The sequence below is a fragment of the Pseudomonas sp. WP18 genome, assembly GCF_036689585.1.
GTDB classification, from domain to species: Bacteria; Pseudomonadota; Gammaproteobacteria; order Pseudomonadales; family Pseudomonadaceae; genus Aquipseudomonas; species Aquipseudomonas chlororaphis_E.
Window position 1 is genome coordinate 2,217,018 of the sequence record NZ_CP144758.1, and the last position, 16,804, is coordinate 2,233,821.

The 16,804-nt window shown below is 63.6% G+C and carries 13 protein-coding genes; 7 read left to right on the forward strand and 6 right to left on the reverse strand.

The genetic code is table 11. The features are described 5' to 3' along the window. Nucleotides 1-26: 26 nt before the first annotated feature. Nucleotides 27-965: a LysR substrate-binding domain-containing protein gene (locus tag V5F23_RS09970; protein ID WP_042729776.1), complete on the reverse strand. Its 939-nt coding sequence runs from the start codon at nt 963-965 to the stop codon at nt 27-29. A gap of 176 nt (nt 966-1,141) precedes the next feature. On the opposite strand from V5F23_RS09970, the gene V5F23_RS09975 reads away from it, so the two are divergent. Then, the gene (locus V5F23_RS09975) at nt 1,142-1,849 is read left to right on the forward strand and encodes a TetR/AcrR family transcriptional regulator (RefSeq protein WP_042729775.1); all 708 of its coding nucleotides are present in this window, start codon (nt 1,142-1,144) and stop codon (nt 1,847-1,849) included. Further along, complete coding sequence (locus tag V5F23_RS09980; protein WP_042729774.1) at nt 1,839-2,624, forward strand: pyrroline-5-carboxylate reductase dimerization domain-containing protein; 786 nt, start codon at nt 1,839-1,841, stop codon at nt 2,622-2,624. Before V5F23_RS09975 ends, V5F23_RS09980 begins: the two co-directional genes overlap by 11 nt. 48 nt (nt 2,625-2,672) lie before the next feature. On the opposite strand, the gene V5F23_RS09985 is transcribed toward V5F23_RS09980, so the two are convergent. Further along, entirely contained in the window at nt 2,673-4,709 is a 2,037-nt protein-coding gene (locus V5F23_RS09985) for an NADH:flavin oxidoreductase (protein ID WP_042729773.1), read from the reverse strand. 191 nt (nt 4,710-4,900) lie between these two features. On the opposite strand from V5F23_RS09985, the gene V5F23_RS09990 reads away from it, so the two are divergent. Next, nucleotides 4,901-5,803, forward strand: a complete 903-nt coding sequence (locus V5F23_RS09990) for a glycine betaine ABC transporter substrate-binding protein (RefSeq protein ID WP_042729772.1) — start codon at nt 4,901-4,903, stop codon at nt 5,801-5,803. Nucleotides 5,804-5,973: 170 nt separating this feature from the next. On the opposite strand, the gene V5F23_RS09995 is transcribed toward V5F23_RS09990, so the two are convergent. Beyond that, complete coding sequence (locus tag V5F23_RS09995) at nt 5,974-7,917, reverse strand: methyl-accepting chemotaxis protein (RefSeq protein ID WP_042729771.1); 1,944 nt, start codon at nt 7,915-7,917, stop codon at nt 5,974-5,976. After that, nucleotides 7,914-8,195, reverse strand: coding sequence for a hypothetical protein (locus V5F23_RS10000; RefSeq protein WP_152622915.1), 282 nt, complete (start codon nt 8,193-8,195; stop codon nt 7,914-7,916). The genes V5F23_RS09995 and V5F23_RS10000 overlap by 4 nt, the downstream gene beginning before the upstream one ends. 8 nt (nt 8,196-8,203) lie before the next feature. Here V5F23_RS10000 and V5F23_RS10005 point away from each other — a divergent pair, with 8 nt between their 5' ends. Next, a complete protein-coding gene (locus V5F23_RS10005) occupies nt 8,204-9,232 on the forward strand; it encodes a GlxA family transcriptional regulator (RefSeq protein WP_042729770.1) in 1,029 nt (342 codons plus the stop codon). 115 nt (nt 9,233-9,347) lie between these two features. Here the strand turns inward: V5F23_RS10005 and V5F23_RS10010 are convergent, their stop codons facing one another. Further along, nucleotides 9,348-10,070 (reverse strand): pirin family protein, encoded by a 723-nt coding sequence (locus V5F23_RS10010; RefSeq protein WP_042729769.1) that lies wholly within the window; start codon nt 10,068-10,070, stop codon nt 9,348-9,350. 230 nt (nt 10,071-10,300) lie between these two features. On the opposite strand from V5F23_RS10010, the gene V5F23_RS10015 reads away from it, so the two are divergent. Next, the gene (locus V5F23_RS10015) at nt 10,301-11,251 is read left to right on the forward strand and encodes a GlxA family transcriptional regulator (RefSeq protein ID WP_042729768.1); all 951 of its coding nucleotides are present in this window, start codon (nt 10,301-10,303) and stop codon (nt 11,249-11,251) included. A gap of 183 nt (nt 11,252-11,434) precedes the next feature. Next, complete coding sequence (locus V5F23_RS10020; protein WP_042729767.1) at nt 11,435-12,901, forward strand: winged helix-turn-helix domain-containing protein; 1,467 nt, start codon at nt 11,435-11,437, stop codon at nt 12,899-12,901. Here the strand turns inward: V5F23_RS10020 and V5F23_RS10025 are convergent. Continuing rightward, nucleotides 12,848-15,655 carry a winged helix-turn-helix domain-containing protein gene (locus V5F23_RS10025; RefSeq protein WP_042729766.1) on the reverse strand — a complete coding sequence of 936 codons (2,808 nt, stop codon included), beginning with the start codon at nt 15,653-15,655 and terminating at the stop codon, nt 12,848-12,850. The genes V5F23_RS10020 and V5F23_RS10025 overlap by 54 nt on opposite strands. A gap of 257 nt (nt 15,656-15,912) precedes the next feature. Here V5F23_RS10025 and V5F23_RS10030 point away from each other — a divergent pair, with 257 nt between their 5' ends. After that, nucleotides 15,913-16,734: an alpha/beta hydrolase gene (locus V5F23_RS10030; protein WP_042729765.1), complete on the forward strand. Its 822-nt coding sequence runs from the start codon at nt 15,913-15,915 to the stop codon at nt 16,732-16,734. Nucleotides 16,735-16,804: the final 70 nt, after the last annotated feature.

Below are 16,804 nucleotides of genomic sequence, written 5' to 3' on the forward strand. Positions count from 1 at the left end.
TTATGCCAGCAAAGTATTACGGTCGATCAATGTTTCAGGTGGCTGTCGTCCTGTAACCAATCAACTAACGTGGGAGTGATCGCGCCCGGTTCTCGACCGGTGGGCACGACCACGTAGTAGGCGTCCTTGGGCTTGACCACGTAGGGGGTGATCCTGACCAGTTCGCCACTGTTGAGCAGGTGCGCAATCAGTCGGCCCCAGCCCAGCGCGATGCCGTACCCCTGGAGAGCGGCCTGGATCGCGTCGTTGTAGGCGCTGCACCGCAGTGAATAATTCAGCTTGGGATGCATGTCCCCGAGTTCCCGGCACCAGCCGTTCCAGGTCATCCAGCCTTCGAGGGTGGCGTCGGAGTCGATCAGGGCCACGTCCAGGAAATCATCGATCGACGTTGGCGCCGGGTGGGCCGCCAGCCAGGCGGGCGAGCACACGGGAAATACTTCTTCGTCGAACAGGAAGATCGAGCGGCCGTCATCCCATTTGCCGTTGCCGAAGCGGATGGCCAGGTCCGCGTCATCCCGATAGGCGCCCGTCGAAAGCAACGGCGTGATCAAGCGCAGTTTCAATTGCGGTTGCAGCGTACGCAGCGACATCAACCGAGGCAGGATCCTCATATGGGAAAACGCCCCGGTGCAGGCCAGGGTGATCTCCTGTTCGCCGATGCCCTCGGCAATCTTGTCGAATACGCTGGCCATGCGGTGAATGGATTCGGCCACGACCGAATGCAGCAGATAGCCCTCGTGTGTCAGCTTGATGGCGCGGTGCAGACGATGGAACAGCTTGGTGCCCAGCGTATCTTCCAGCAGGCGGATCTGCTTGCTGACGGCCGCCTGGGTCACACCCAGCTCCTGGGCCGCGAGGGTAAAACTGGCAAGCCGCGCCACGGCTTCGAACTCCAACAGGGCGGTCATGGACGGGATCAACCGTCGATAGCCCTTGACCTTTTTATCCATCTCGCTGGGTTGCATGGGCACATTCCGCTACGGGGCTTGTGGGCGTTCATGGGCGGGGTTTGCATCGAAGAACACGAACCGGATCAAGCCTGCCTGCTCTCAACTGTTTGGTCAATGAAATGTACTCAGATGTACATTTTTCGGTCGGCAGGGTACATTCGGTTCAGGTTTTTTGAAGAAGGTGAAGCGAGATGTCCCAGTTAGGGAAGGCGCGTGGCAAGGCCCAGGACAGCGGTTGGCGCGGGTCGCCGGAAGGTTGGCTGGAGGCCGCCTACGACGCCTTGAAGGAATCGGGCATCGACGCCGTCAGGGTCATGCCGCTCGCCAAGCGCCTGGGTCTGTCGCGAACCAGCTTCTACTGGTTTTTCGAGGATCGCGAACAGTTGCTGGCGGCCTTGCTCTCTCGCTGGCGGGAGACCAACACCGGCGGACTGATCCGCCAGACCGAAAGTTATGCCGAGAGCATTTCCGAAGCGATCCTGAACGTGTTCGAGTGCTGGCTCAACCCGCAACTGTTCGACTCCCAATTCGAGTTCGCGGTGCGCAGTTGGGCGCTGCAGTCGGCGGAGGTGGCCCAGGAAGTCGCTACCGTGGATGAACAGCGGATGAATGCGCTGGCGAGCATGTTCAAGCGTTTTGGCTACGACAGCCAGGGGGCCGATACCCGGGCCCGAACGATCTATCTGACCCAGATCGGCTACATCAGCATGAACACCCGTGAGCTGATCACCACGCGTTTCGAGCGTATTCCGCATTACGTGAGCATCTTCACCGGCAAGGTGCCCAAGCAGCGCGAGCTGGATCGTTTCTATGGGAAGTTCGGCTACGCCGAAAAAGAACCGGGGGTCTTCGTGCCCTTGGCAGAGACGTTCGAGGAAGGGGCGGGTGATGATCAGTAAGACCCTGGGCATCATCGGCGGAACCGGCTGGCTGGGCGGGGCAATCGCCCACGCGTTGCTGGCCACTGCGCGGCTGCCGGCCGCTAACCTGGTGCTCTCCAACCGCTCGGGCAGTTATCCGCTGGCCGGGCAAGGTGTGTGCCTGGTCACGGACAACCAGGCCTTGGTGGCGCGCAGCGATGTGGTGATCATTGCCGTGCGACCCGAGCATTTCGCCAGCCTGGACATCGATGCGACAGGCAAGATCGTCATTTCGTTGATGGCCGGGATCACCGCGCAGGCGATTGCCACGCAGACCTCGGCTTCGGCGGTGGTGCGGGCGATGCCCAACGCGGCGGTGGAAATCCGGCAGTCCTTTACGCCCTGGTTCTGTTCGGGGACGGTGGACACCGCGACGCGAGAGCTGGTGCAGCAACTGTTCGAATCCGTGGGCACGGCGGCAGAGGTCCGGGAGGAGGGGTTCATCGACTACCTGTCTGCGCTGTCGGGCACCGGCCCGGCTTTTCCGGCCTTGCTGATGACCGCGCTGGCCAACCAGGCAATGGCCGCCGGCCTGCCTGCCGATATCGCGCAATTGGCCGCCAGGAACGTGGTGGTCAATAGCAGCCAACTGCTGCAAACCCATGACGCGCAGCAAATGATCGAGGCCTTGGTGGCCTATCGGGGCGTCACGGCCGCGGCGTTGCAGTCAATGGCCGACAGCCGCTTCGAAGAACACCTCGGCCAAGCCTTGCAGGCCGGGGCGGCGGTGGCTCGCAAAGGGCTTCACGGCTGAGACGGATAACCCCTGTGGCAAGAGCCCTCGCCACAGGGGGGCAAGACCTCAAATGTCCTTGAGCAAGCGCAGTGCATCATAGATGGCCGCGTGGGTATTGCGTGCCGACACGGCATCGCCGATGCGGAACAGTTGGAAGCGGCCTTCCGGGTGGGTCACGATGTTCTGGGGCTTGCCGGCGATCAGATCCTGCTGCTCGACCGCACCGTTGTTGCGCGAGTAAGGGCGCAATTCGAAGTACAGATCATCGAGGGGAAGGGTGCCGTGGTTGATCACCACCTGATCGACCACGCGCTGCTTGTGTACCTGGCCATAATCGCTGCCGAAGGTGGCCACCAGTTGCCCGTCGCGTTGCTCGACGGTGTCGACCCGGTAGGTGACGGTAAAGGTGACGTTCAGGTCTTGCAGGCTGCGCATGTAGGGCACCAGGTTCATCGCCATCACTTCCGGGGCGAATGACCGGTCCGGTGTGACGATCTCCAGTTTCGCGCCGCTGCTGGCGATGACTTCGGCCGCCTGCAGCGCGGCGTGGTCGCCCGCGTCGTCGAAGATCAGCACGTTCCTGCCGGGTTTGACGTCGCCGCAAATGATGTCCCAGGTCGACACCACCAGTTCATTGCCGTGCTTGAGCACCTCGGTGTGGGGCAGGCCGCCGGTGGCGACGATCACCACGTCCGGTTCCTCGGCCAATACCGTCTCGGCCTCGGCCCAGGTGTTGAAGTGGAACTTGACGCCCAAGCGTTCGCATTGCGCCATGCGCCATTCGATGATGCTGATCATCTCGCGGCGGCGTTCGCTGAGGGCCGTCAGGCGGACCTGCCCGCCGGGTTGGTCCGCCACCTCGAACACCGTGACGGCATGCCCGCGTTCACCGGCCACCCGTGCCGCTTCCAGGCCTGCCGGGCCGGTGCCGATCACCACCACCTTGCGCTTGAGCGGCGCCTTGGAAATCTCGTGGGGCATGGTGGTTTCGCGCCCGGTGGCGGCGTTGTGGATGCAATACGCCGCGCCCCCCTGGTAGATGCGGTCCAGGCAGTAGTTCGCGCCCACGCAGGGGCGGATGTCCTCTTCGCGTTTTTCAATGATCTTGCGCACGATGTGCGGATCGGTCATGTGCGCGCGGGTCATGCCGATCATGTCCACCTTGCCGGAGGCGATGGCGTGGCGTGCCGTGGCGACGTCGGGAATCTTGGCGGCGTGGAAGGTCGGGAAACCGGTGGCCGAGCGGATCTCGCCGGCAAAGTCCAGGTGCGGGGAATTGCGCATGCCCTGGATCGGGATTACATCGGTGAGGCCGGCGTCGGTGTCGATGTGCCCGCGAACGACGTTGAGGAAGTCGACCAGGCCGCTGTCCTTGAGCATATGGGAGATCCGCAGGCCGTCGCTGGCCCCGAAACCGCCGGGCAGGTCTTCATCGCCGGTGTAGCGAATCCCCAGCAGGAAGTCTTCGCCGCAGCGTTGGCGGATGCCGCGCAGGATATCGAAGGTAAAGCGCAAGCGGTTCTCCAACGAACCGCCGTAGGGGCCATCGAGGTCGTTGGTCAGGGGCGACCAGAACTGGTCCATGAGATGACCGTAGGCCTGCAGTTCCAAGCCATCGAGTCCGGCCGCCTTCATGCGTTCGGCGGCGTCGACGTAGTCCTTGATGATGCGATCGATGTCCCAGTCTTCCAGCTTTTTCGGGAAGGCCCGGTGCGAGGCCTCGCGGCGATGCGAGGGCGAGACCACCGGCAGCCAGTCGGCCTTGTCCCAGCGTGTGCGCCGCCCCAGGTGGGTCAGTTGAATCATCACCGCCGCGCCATGCTCGTGGCACTCGTCGGTCAGGTCCTTCATCCATTTGACCACTTCGTCCTTGTACGCCAGCACGTTGTTGAACACCGGCGGGCTGTCCCGCGATACCGCGGCGGACCCGGCGGTCATGGTCAATGCCACGCCGGCCTTGGCACGTTCGACGTGATAGGCCCGATACAGGTCTTTCGGCATGCCGTCGACTGGGTAAGCCGGCTCATGGGAGGTGGTCATGATCCGGTTTCTGAGGGTCAGGTGTTTGATCTGGTAGGGCTGCAGCAAGGGATCGCTGGACATGGTGTTGCGCTCCGGGAACAGAACATCAGGCTGGGTTTTGACATGACGGTATGTGCAATGTTCACCTGTGTCAACGGTTGTGACACTGGTGTACATTTCCCTTGCCCAACCCCAAGGCCGGGATTACTATCGGCTTGAAATTTTTTCTACTGCCCTGCCAATAACCATTAATACAGACGCGGAGACGCACCATGATCACGTTATCCAGTAGAAGCTGTATCGGCTGGCTCGCCGGCCTGGCGATGGCCTCCAGTTGCCTGGTTGCACAAGCCGAGGAACCCACGCCTATCCGGATCGGGTGGGTGAATTGGTCGGATACGGAAATCGCCGTGAAACTGGCAGACACGGCCCTGCGAGACCATCTCAAGCAACCGGTCAAGCTGGTCCTGGCCGATATCGGCATTCAGTTCCAGGCACTCGCCAACGGCAGCATCGACCTGATTCCGATGGTCTGGCTGCCAAACACGCACAAGTCGTTCTATGACAAGTACCAGGACAAGCTCGAAGACCTGGGCTGGTTGTATGAAGGGCGGATCGGCATGGCGGTGCCGACGTCCGTTCCCACCAGCGAGCTGGCCAGCGTCGAAGACCTCAACAAGCCTGAGGTGCGGGAGAAACTCGGCGGCAAGATCCTCACCTCCGAAGTGGGCAATGGGCAGTACAAGCTCACCGAGAAAGCCATCCAGGCCTACAAGCTCGATGGCTACAAGATGGTCGCGTCCTCGGAGTCCGGCATGCTGAGCGAGCTGGACCGCAACCTCAAGCGTGACCGGTGGTCACTGATCAACGCCTGGAGCCCCCATTGGATGTTCTCCAAATGGTCGCTGCGCTACCTCGATGATCCCAAGCAGATCTTCGGCGGCGCCGAGCAGATCCACGCCGTTGCCCGCAAAGGCTTCAGCGCGCAGCACCCTGACGTCGCGCGGTTTTTCGCCAATTTCAAGATTCCCCAGGCTGATCTTGAGAAGTTGATGGCCAGCGCCCGCGACAGCTCGGCTGACAAAGTGGTTGCCGAGTACTACGCCGCGAACAAGCCGCGTTTCGAAGCCATGTTCGGCAACCAGACGGCGTCCGCGACAACGGGCCAGCAATGATCGCCGGCGTTGAGTGATGGGGCGGGCCGGTGCCCGTGATGGACGGTGAGGGGCACCGGTTTCGTTGGCAGTTTTTGCAGGAGCATCGTCGCTGATGACGATTGATCGATCAGGCGATGCATTAGACAGTCTGACCCCGGAGCCGTCCCTGGCTCCCTCGGGGCCAATGCTTAGAACTTGAAGCGTCCCACCAGCCCCTTGAGCTGCCCGGAAATGTCCGTCAGGCGGCCCGAACCGGTTTGTGCCGAGTGGGCGAATTCCTCGACCAACTGGGCGTCGGCATGGATCTGCGCGATGTGCCGGTTGATGTCTTCCGCCACCTGATGCTGTTCCTCGGCGGCCGTGGCGATCTGGGTGTTCTGGTCGCGAATCGAGTCCACCGAGTGGCGGATCTTGTCGAAACTGTCGCGGGCCTGCTGGATGCGCTCGACACTGGTTTGCGACACTTGCAGGCTGCTCTGCATCTGCTGCGTCACTTCCTGGGTCCGTCGGGCCAGGTTGCCCAGCAGGCTGTCGATTTCGCCGGTGGAGTCGGCGGTGCGCCGTGCCAGTGCCCGTACTTCATCGGCCACCACGGCGAACCCGCGGCCCTGGTCGCCGGCGCGCGCGGCTTCGATGGCGGCGTTGAGGGCCAACAGGTTGGTCTGTTCGGCAATCGAGCGGATGGTGTCGAGGATGGTGTTGATGTTCTTGCTGTCCTGCTCCAGGGCCTGCATGGTCTGGGTCGACTTCTGCAGGTCCTCGCTCAGTTTCAACACGCTGCCGGTGGCTTCGCCGATGTGATGCTGGCCGTCGTGTACGTCACGGTAGCCGGTGTCGGCACTGGAGGCGGCTTCGCTGCACGAGCGCGCCACTTCGTTGGCGGTGGCGACCATTTCGTTGAACGCGGTGCTCACCAGTTCCACGGCCTGGCGCTGGCGCCCGGCGGCTTCGTTCATGTTCTGGGCGACATCGCTGGTATCGGCGGCGGCGCTCTGCAGATCGGACGACGCACTGCCGATGCGTTGCACCAGCTGGGCGATCATGCCCAGGAACTGGTTGAACCAGCTCGCCAGGGTGGCGGTTTCGTCCTTGCCTTGCACGCTGAGCTGACGGGTCAGGTCGCCTTCACCTTCGGCGATTTCCTGCAGGCCGTTGGCCACGCCGCGGATCGGACGCACGATCACGCTGGCAAAGCTCGCCCCGACCACCGCGAACACCGCGGCCAGTACGGCGGCAATCACTGCGATCAGCCACGTCAGGCTCGACGCCTCGGCCATCACTTCGTCGCGCTTGATCAGGCCGATGAAGCGCCAGCCCAGGCCCTTGGAGCTGACCACGTTGGCCATGTAGGGCACGCCGTCGATCTCGATCTGGGTCACGCCGTCGCCGCTCTTGGCCAGTTCGGCATAGTTGGGGCCGAGGTCGGCGAGGGGCTTGAAGTTGTGCTTGGCGTCACTGGCATCCACCAGGACGTTGCCGTTGCCCTCGATCAGCATCAGGTAACCGCTGTCGCCCAGCTTGATGGCCTTGACCAGTTCGGTCAGTTGCTTGAGCGACACGTCCAGGCCGACAACGCCGATGACCTTGCCGTTGGCGTCGGTGACGGTGTGGACCGTGCAGATCAGTGTCACGTCGTCCGGCGCCCAATAGTAGGCGTCGGTGCGGGTGGTGGTGCCGGGCGAGGCCAGGGCAGCCTTGTACCAGGGGCGCACGCGCGGGTCGTAGTTGGACAACTTGGCGTCGTCAGGCCAGCTGGCGTAGCCGCCGTCATTCTGGCCCAGGGAAAGGTACGCGGTGGTCGGATGGGACTTGGCGAAGCCGTCGAAGATCGCCAGCAACTGCTGGTTGGTTTCCGTCAGGGGAATTTGTGCGGCGTCGGCGCTCGAATAGTTCTTCAATCCCTTGGCCGAGACAATCCGCGGATCCTTGGCGAAGAACTCGACGTTCTGGCTGATGCCGTCGAAGAACATCTTCATCCCGTTGTCGATCTGGCGGATCTCGCGGCCGCTGCTGTCCAGGAAGTTGGTCTTTGCCGCGTCTCGCAGGTTCAATACGACGAGCACCGCCACCAGGATAACCGGGAGGCAGGCAATGGTCGCGAACGCCCATGTCAGCTTTTGCTTGATATTCATGACTTCTCCCGCGGAATATTTTTGATGTTGGAACGGCGGAAACGATAGCGGTTGGCGTTGCGAGTTTCTGGAAAGGGAAAAGCGCCCATGCCCACACCCGGTATATCGACCAAAGTCGTAGGCACTTGAGACCATTCAGCGTAATTTGGACCGGCCGCTGCGCCGCGCAGCAAGGTGATTGCAGCGAACGCGGCCAGGCTGGAAAATAGCGCGGATGGCCCTGCCGCCTTTGCGCGAACGCAAAAGTGAAGCAAGTCCTGATCGTCTTCTGTATTCACGAGGCCCTATGCCAAGCGCATTCGAGAGCGTACTTAAAAACAAGAACATGGCTTATCGACCCCAGGGGGCGACCCCGGCCAGCCAAGCGCCCATTCGCGTCGCGTTTGTATTGATGGACAATTTCTCGATGATGTCTTTCACCGGCGCGGTCGATGCGCTGGTGACCGCCAACCTGATGAGCGACAAGCCCCTCTATGAGGTGCTGACGGTGGGCGTCTCGGGTGGGCAGGTGACGAGTGACCTGGGAATTGTCATCTCGACCGACATCGAGCTGGCACAGATGCCGGAAAACCAGGACGTGATGATCGTCGCCGGCGGTTTTCGCGTGAAACTGCAAGGTCATCCGTTGCTGCGCCGCAAGCTGCGCGCCAATGCCACGGCCGGGGCGATCATGGGCGGGCTGTGGAACGGTGTGTTCTTTGTCGCCGACGCCGGCCTGCTGGAAGGGTTTGAGTGCGCCGTCCACCCGGAAAGCCGGGCGATGATGGCCGAAGTGTTCCCCAACGTGAAAGTGTCCAGCCGTGCCTATGTCCTGGACCGCGGACGCGTCAGCTGCGCCGGGGCCAACAGTTCGTTGCGCATGATGCTCCAGTTGATCCGCCAGACGGGCGGCGAGGCGCTGGTGGGCGCGATCGAGGAAATCCTGCGCTGTGATGAATCGGGCGATGCGTCGGACCTGCCGCCGGTGTTCGTCGAGACCGACCCAACGCTGCCGGAAAGCCTCAAGTTGGCCTTGGAATTGATGTGGCAAAACGTCGAGGAACCGCTGACGATCGATGAGCTGGCGGCCTGCGTGAAGATTTCCAAGCGCCAGCTGGAGCGGCGTTTCTGCAGTTTTCTCGGGGCGACCCCGACGCGTTACTACCTGGAGCTGCGCCTGACCCGCGCCCGCCAGCTCATCCAGCAGACCAATCGCTCGGTGACGGAAATCGCCGTGGCAACGGGGTTCGTCAGTTCGCCGCATTTCCAACGACGCTTCCGGGACTTCTTCGGCGTGCCGCCGGGCAGCTACCGTTCGACGTTCGCGCGCAAGTAAGCGCTGTGGGTGGGGGATGCGCCGAGGCCTCGTCTTGTCGGACGAGGCCTGCGCCTTGTGGGGTATTGCGGTCGCTTGAACGTTGCCTCGGTCATGCCCGGAGCCCTGTCGCGGCTCATGGCATTTGCGGCAGTTCCCGCGGTTGCAGGTCGAACACCAGCACTTCCGAATCCACGCCGTTGCTCAATGTCAGCACCTGTTCCTCGCGGACTCGCACGCCGTCGCCTTCCTGCAGTGACTGGCCATTGAGTTCGACCGAGCCCCGGGCGACGTGCACATAGGCGTAACGGTCCGGTGCCAAGGTCAGGGTGGCGCTTTCGTTGCCGTCGAACAGCCCGGCATAGACCCGTGCATCCTGGCGCACCTCGAGCGAGCCGTCGGCGCCGTCCGGGGAGATGATCAGTTGCAGGCGACCGCGTTTCTGCTCGGCGCTGAAGTGCTCCTGTTGGTAGCGTGGCTTGGCGCCGCTGACATTGGGCACGATCCAGATTTGCAGGAAGTGCACCAGTTCGTCCGCGCTGTGGTTGAACTCACTGTGGGCCACGCCGCTGCCGGCACTCATCAACTGTACGTCGCCGGGGCGGATCACCGAGCCTGTGCCCAGGGTGTCCTTGTGTTCCAGCGCGCCTTCGAGCACGTAGGAGAAAATCTCCATGTCCCGATGGGGATGCTGGCCGAAACCTTTGGCAGCGGCGACGCGGTCATCATTGATGACCAGCAGGTCGGAGAAGCCCTGTTGGTTGAGGTCCCGGTAGTTGGCGAAAGAAAAGGTGTGGAACGAGGTCAGCCAGCCGTGGCGGGCGATGCCGCGATCCGAAGCTTTGCGAAGGGTCAGCATGATGGATTCTCCTGATGTCTGTGGGCGGCGGCTGGGCCGTTCGCCGGGTTCAGAAGAAGATTAATGGTTATCGTAATCTTCAATAAGTAGATGAAAAACGAAATACTGTCTCTTTTGAGTGGACAATAGTCAGCTCGCCCCCGGCGCTTGGCTTCGTCATAATGCCCCTCCACCGACCTCGTGGGCTTGAACGTTTACTGTGTCTCTCTGATTTCCTGGCGTTTCTACTGATGAAAACCGTTGCAATGGTGCTGTTCCCCGATTTCTTGTTGCTCGACATGGCCGGGCCGCTGGAAGTGTTTTCGATTGCCAATCGGTACCTCGACGCGGATAACCATTATCAACTGTTGACCCTGGGCACCGAGCGCGGCCCGATGCGCGCTTCCAACGGCGTGACCGTGCAGGCCGACATCCACATCGACCAGGCGTGGGCCGCCTACGACGTGTTGCTGGTGCCGGGCGGGCCGGGCGCCTACAACGACCGGCACCCGGGGCTGCATATCTGGCTGAAGGCCGCCGCGCAGCGGGCCACGCGCTACGGCTCGATTTGCACCGGCGCCTTTGTACTGGGCGAGGCCGGGTTGCTTGACGGTTACCGCGTCACCACCCACTGGCACTACACCGAGCGGCTGATCCAGCGTTTCCCCAAGGCGCTGGTGGAGACCGACAAAATCTTCCTGCAGGACCGGCGCCTGATCACGTCCGGTGGCGTCACCGCCGGTATCGACCTGGCGCTGTCCATCGTTGCCCAGGATCACGGCCGCAAAGTGGCGCTGGACGTGGCCAAGGTGTTGTTGGTGGTGATGAAGCGCCAGGGCGGCCAGGCGCAGTTCAGTCCGCTGGTGGCCGCGGTGGCGGCGCAGGAATCGGCCATTACCCGGGTGCAGAACCATGTCATGGAACATCTGGAGGAACCGTTCACCATCGAGCGCATGGCGGCGCTGGCCTCCATGAGCTCGCGGCATTTCGCCCGGCTGTTCGCTCGTGAAGTGAAGATGACCCCGATGGAGTTCCTGCAAGGCGCGCGCATTGACCGGGCCCGCCAGTTGCTCGAAAGCACCGACCTGCCGCTCAAGACCGTGGCCTTTCGCAGCGGCTTCGGCAGTGTCCGGCACATGCGCTCGCTGTTCAGTGAAAAGCTCGGCCTGACCCCCGTCCAGTACCGCCAACAGTTCAGTTGAGCCGAAGATGTCCGTCCAGGGCATCGTCATGTCCGTGGTGCGTCCTGTGCCAGCATTGTTCTGCAAACGATGGCTGCCAAGATAACGGCACACCCTCTGGAAAGGATGTGCAGGAGCCGGGGCAGACGCGTTCGTTGATTCGCGACGTCATGCCCGCCGCGGTGATCCGGCGCTTGATTGCTCATGAACAGTCTCGTCACACCCGATACCGAAGCGGCGGTGGGCTTCGGTCCGTTTGTCTTCTACCCCCAGCAACGCCTGGTGACCCGCGATGGCGAACCGCTTGTGCTGGGGGGGCGGGCCCTGGACATTTTCCAGGTGCTGGTGGAGCACGCCGGCGCCTACGTCAGCAAGCAAGCCTTGTTGACCCGCGTCTGGCCGGACAGCGTCGTCGAGGAAATCAACCTGCGGGTGCACATCGCGGCCCTGCGCCGAGCCTTTGGCGACGGGCAGGACGGCTGCCAGTACATTCTCAACGATCCCCGGCAAGGCTATTGCCTTGCCGCCTCCCTGGCCCCGACGACCGACCTTGAACGACACAACCTGCCGGCCCGGCTGAGCCCGGTGATCGGTCGCGATAAAGTGCTGGGGCGGTTGCTGGCCGACGTGCCCCGTCAGCGCCTGACCACCGTGACCGGCCCGGGTGGCGTCGGCAAGACCACCGTGGTGCTGCGGGTGGCGGAGCTGTTGCTGGAGCATTTTGCCGACGGCGCCTGGTTTGTCGACCTGGCCACCCTCACCGAGCCGTACCAGTTGCAGGCACACGTGGCGCAGGCCCTGGGGCTCGCGCCCGACGCCCTGATCCGGCAACTGCAAGCCCGGCGCCTGTTGCTGGTGCTCGATGGCTGCGAGCATCTGTTGCAGGCCTGTCGGGAGCTGGCGCTGAGGGTGGGCGCCTCGGCGCCCGGTGTGACATTGCTGTTGAGCAGCCGCGAAGCCTTGAACATGGTCGATGAATGCACCGTGCAGTTGCCAGGCCTGGCACGGGTGTCGCCCCTTGAACTTGAGCCGCAACTGTTGGCGAGCCCGGCCACGCAGCTGCTGATCGAACGGGTTGGCGCCCGGCAGCAAGGGTTCGCCGCCACCGACCGCGACCTGGTGGCGATCGCGCAAATCTGCCAGCGCCTGGACGGCTTGCCGCTGGCGCTGGAACTCGCGGCGGCCCAGGTCGGGGTGCTGGGCGTGGCCGGCGTGCTGGAGCAACTGGAGCAGGGGCTGTCGTTGTTGAGCCACGGGCGGCGTACCGCGGTGGCCCGGCATCAAAGCCTGGAGGCGATGCTGGATTGGAGTTTCGAACGCCTGAGCGCCGCCGAGCAACGGGTGTTCCAACGGCTGGCGGTGTTTGAGCGGCCCTTTACCCTGAAGGCGGCGATGGCGGTCATCAGTTGCCCGGAGCTGGGCGTGGATCAACTGCCGTGGTTGCTGTCACGCCTGGCCAGCCAGTCCCTGGTGATGGTCGAGGCCTGTGCCAATGGCGTCCGGTTTTTCTGGCTCAATACCACGCGCGCCTATGCCCTGGAAAAGCTCCGGCGCAGCGGCCAGTGGTCGTTGTACCACCGGCGCTACCTCTTGCAGGACGCCGTCAAACCCTTGCATTCAAGGCCCGCACCGCCCCGACAAGGCCTGGAGCAGCGCGTCGGCCTCCATTAGGTCGGGGGTGTCGAAGCCTTCGGTGAAGCGCCGATAGACCGGGCCGAGTAACCCGTGTGCGTCCAGGTCCTGGCCCCGACGTTGCCACAGCCGCGCCAGGGTCGTGGCGCTGCGCAGTTCCCAGGCCAGGGCGTTGTCTCGCCGGGCCACCGCCAGTGATTTGAGCAATTGTTCTTCGGCACGCGCCTCCAGCGCGGGGTCGTTGCGTGCCAGCAGGGTTTGCGCGTCGGCCCGAAGGATCTCCGCCGCACACCAGCCCGCCGCGCCGCTGTGGGCGCGTTCCAGTTGTGCCGGGGTGACGCAATCGGCGCGCAGGGTGGTGACGATGTCCTGGACCAACCGCGCGCTGGTCGAGTCGATGTCCGGCGGCGGGTTATCGAAAGCGCGGACGTAATGCCGGGCCCAGTCGTGGAAGAACATCACGAAGTGCTTTTTCGTCTGGTGCTGCAACAGGTCGAGCCTGTCCTGGGCGGTTGCGTGATCGCCGTTGTAGCGGGCGATCACGCAACTGGCCAGCGCCAGGGTGTAGCAGATCGAGGTGCCATGGTTGATCTGCAAGGCAATCTGCAACGCCAGGTCGGCGGTCCGCTGGGCTTTCTCGGCGAAGCCCTGTAGCCACAGGATGCGCGCCAGAATGGTCAGCGATGCCACGCTCTGGTCGTACTGCACGCCGAAACCGTGGGTGAAACGGCTCAGATGCCCGCTCTGGGCCATGCGCTGGATCACCTGCTCGGCGTCGCGGCGGGCCACGGCCTGGTTCCCGGCGAAGTGCAGCGCCAGGACACGCAGGCGCTGGGCGCTGAGGGACAGGATCGGGTCGCCCTGAGGCCCCAGCCGGTCGAAATCCTGGCTCTGCTCCAGCGCCTGGCGGTAATTGCCGCAACTGAGGTTGACCGCCATGTGGCCGGACACCGCCCGCAATTCGCCGGCCAGGTCCTGGCTTTGCCGGGCCAGCCGGCGCGCCGTGATGAAGGCATTGATGGTGGCCGGGGTGCCGCCTTCGGTGTGGTAACGGTAGCTGCCGTGCGCCAGTTCCAGGGCAAGGGTCAGCTTCGGACATGGCGTGGGCGTGGCCCGCAGCAAGGCCAGCGCCTTGCTGACGTAGAGGCCATGCTCCTTGAGCAAGGACAACTCCTGCCAGAGCGGCAAGGTTCGGGCGGTCAGGCGGATCGCCACGGCCCGCACACCCTGCGCGCCCAACCCCCAATCGAGCGCCGCGCGAATGTCGTCGCGATAGGCCGCGTAACGGCCGATCCACAGTCGCGTCGGGGTGGTCTGCCAATCGTCTTCGGCCTGTTCCATCAGCGTCAGGCAGCGCTCGGCGTGACGTTCCCGGCTCGCGGACAGTTCTCCGGCATCGGTGAGTTTTTCCAGGGCATAACTGCGCGTGGTGTCCAGCAGGCGGTAGCGCACTTCTTCGTCGCCGATCTCGACGTTGAGCAATGACTTGGCCACCAACTGGCTGACGGACACCAGCACCTGTTCGGGCGCCACCTGCTGGCCGACGATCACCGCCGCCGCCGAGACTAGGTTGAAACTGCCCATGAACACCGCCAGCCGTCGCAGGCAGGTTTGCTCGCAAGGGGTGAGCAGGGCGAAGCTCCAGTCCAGCGTGGCGCGCAAGGTCTGCTGACGGGGGGCGGCATCGCCGCTGTTGTGAAGCAAGGCCAGACTGTCCAGCAGTTGCCGGTGCAGCTGTTGCACGGTAAAGCGGCTGATCTGCGCGGCGGCCAGTTCGATGGCCAGGGGAATGCCGTCCAGCCGCCGGCAGATGTCCACCACCAGCGGCACGTCGGCGTCGGTCAGCTCGAAGTCGTCGCGGCTGGCCATCGCGCGCTCGGCGAACAACTGCAAGGCCGGGTACGCCAGGGCCGGGAAGCCTTCGATGGGCATTTCCGGCGGTGGGAACGCCAGGGCATCCAGGCGCTGGACGTGTTCGCCTTCGGCACGCAGGTCTTCGCGGCTGGTGGCGAGGATGTGCAGATGCGGGGCGCCGCGCAGCAAGGTTTCGCTGAGCTGGGCGACGGCGTCGATCAGGTGTTCGCAGTTGTCGATGACCAGCAGCAGGTGCCGTTCCTTGAGTTGCCGGGTGATGGTCTCCAGCGGGTCGCCGTCCTGCAACGGCAGGTCCAGCAGCGCCGCCAGGTTGGGCGCGATCATGGCCGGGTCGTTCAGTGGGGCCAGGTCCAGCAGGTAGGTGCCATCACGGTAGCGGCCGATCAGCCGTTCGGCGACCCGCAGGGCAACGGTGGTCTTGCCGATGCCGCCGGTGCCCACCAGGGTGATGAAGCGTTTGCGTGGCAGTTGCGCCACCAGGTTTTCCAGCAGGGCGTGGCGTCCGATCATCCGCGTGTGCCGCAGCGGCAGGTTGTGCGCCAGGGCAGGGTGGGGCGTGGGCGCCGGTGGTTCGAGAGGGGCCAATGACACGGGGGCCACGAAGCTGTAGCCGCGCTGCGCCACGGTGATGATGTAGCGCTGGCCAGCCTGGCCGTCGCCCAGGGCCTTGCGCAGCGCCGCGACGTGCACCCGCAGGTTGGTGTCTTCGACAACGCTCTTGGGCCAGACGCGGGCGATCAGTTGTTGTTTGCTCACCACCTGCCCGGCGTGTTCGAGCAGTACCAGCAGGATATCCACCGCCCGTCGTCCCAGGCGCAACGGTTGCCCGGCTTCCATCACCAGGCGCTGTCTAGGGTGGACCCGGTAAGGGCCGAAATGCACCGTCTGGTCGACGGGCAGGCTGGGGGATTGACTCATCATGCGCTCGATATTCTGTCCCGGTGCAGGGCGGGTATACCTGAGCATGTTCCTCAGGTTTGTCGGCAAGTGCAACGGTTTAGAGCCTTGCAGGCGCAAAAGCTTGTTCGTGATGAAGCCGCTTCGGCCCCCAGGAAACGTCACACCCTCATCGCGGGAGGGTCTTGCTCCGACAAAAAATTAACAACGTTTAACTCACGCTCACACCCCTGCTGACCAGACCATGAAGCCATTCACTCACCTCAAGGAATCATGGCATGAGTACCTTCATCACCCGCGACGGCACCGAGCTCTACTACAAGGATTGGGGCAGTGGACAACCGGTGGTGTTCAGCCACGGCTGGCCATTGAACTCGGACAGTTGGGAAGCGCAGATGATGTTCCTGGCTTCCAACGGCTACCGGGTGATCGCTCACGACCGCCGTGGGCACGGGCGCTCCAGCCAGCCTTGGGACGGCAACGACATGGACACCTACGCTGACGACCTGGCCGAGCTGATCGAGCGACTGGACCTGAAGGACGCGGTGTTGCTGGGCTTCTCCACCGGCGGTGGCGAAGTGACGCGCTACATCGGTCGCCACGGTGCCGCGCGCGTCGCCAAGCTCGGCCTGATCTCGGCGGTGACCCCGCTGATGCTCAAGACCGCGTCCAACCCGGGCGGCTTGCCCATCGAGGTGTTCGACGGCTTCCGCCAGGCCTCCCTGGCCGACCGTTCTCAGCTATACAAGGATGTGGCCAGCGCGTTTTTTGGCGCCAACCGTCCGGGCGCCAAAGTCTCCCAGGGCATGATCGACTGGTTCTGGATGCAAGGCATGCTCGCCGGGCACAAGAACACCTATGACTGCATCAAGGCGTTCTCGGAAACCGACCTTTCCGACGACCTGCGCGGCATCGACGTGCCGACCTTGGTGGTGCATGGCGACGACGACCAGGTGGTGCCGATCGAAGCCGCCGGCATCGCCGCCGCCAAGCTGCTCAAGAACGCTCAGTTGCTGGTCTACCCCGGCGCGCCCCATGGCCTGACCGATACCCACAAGGACCGTCTGAACGCTGATTTGCTGGCGTTTATCCGGGGCTGAAGGGGGCTGCCCTGATGCTTGGGGCAAGCCACAAAACCTAATGTGGGAGCGAGCTTGCTCGCGAAAGCGC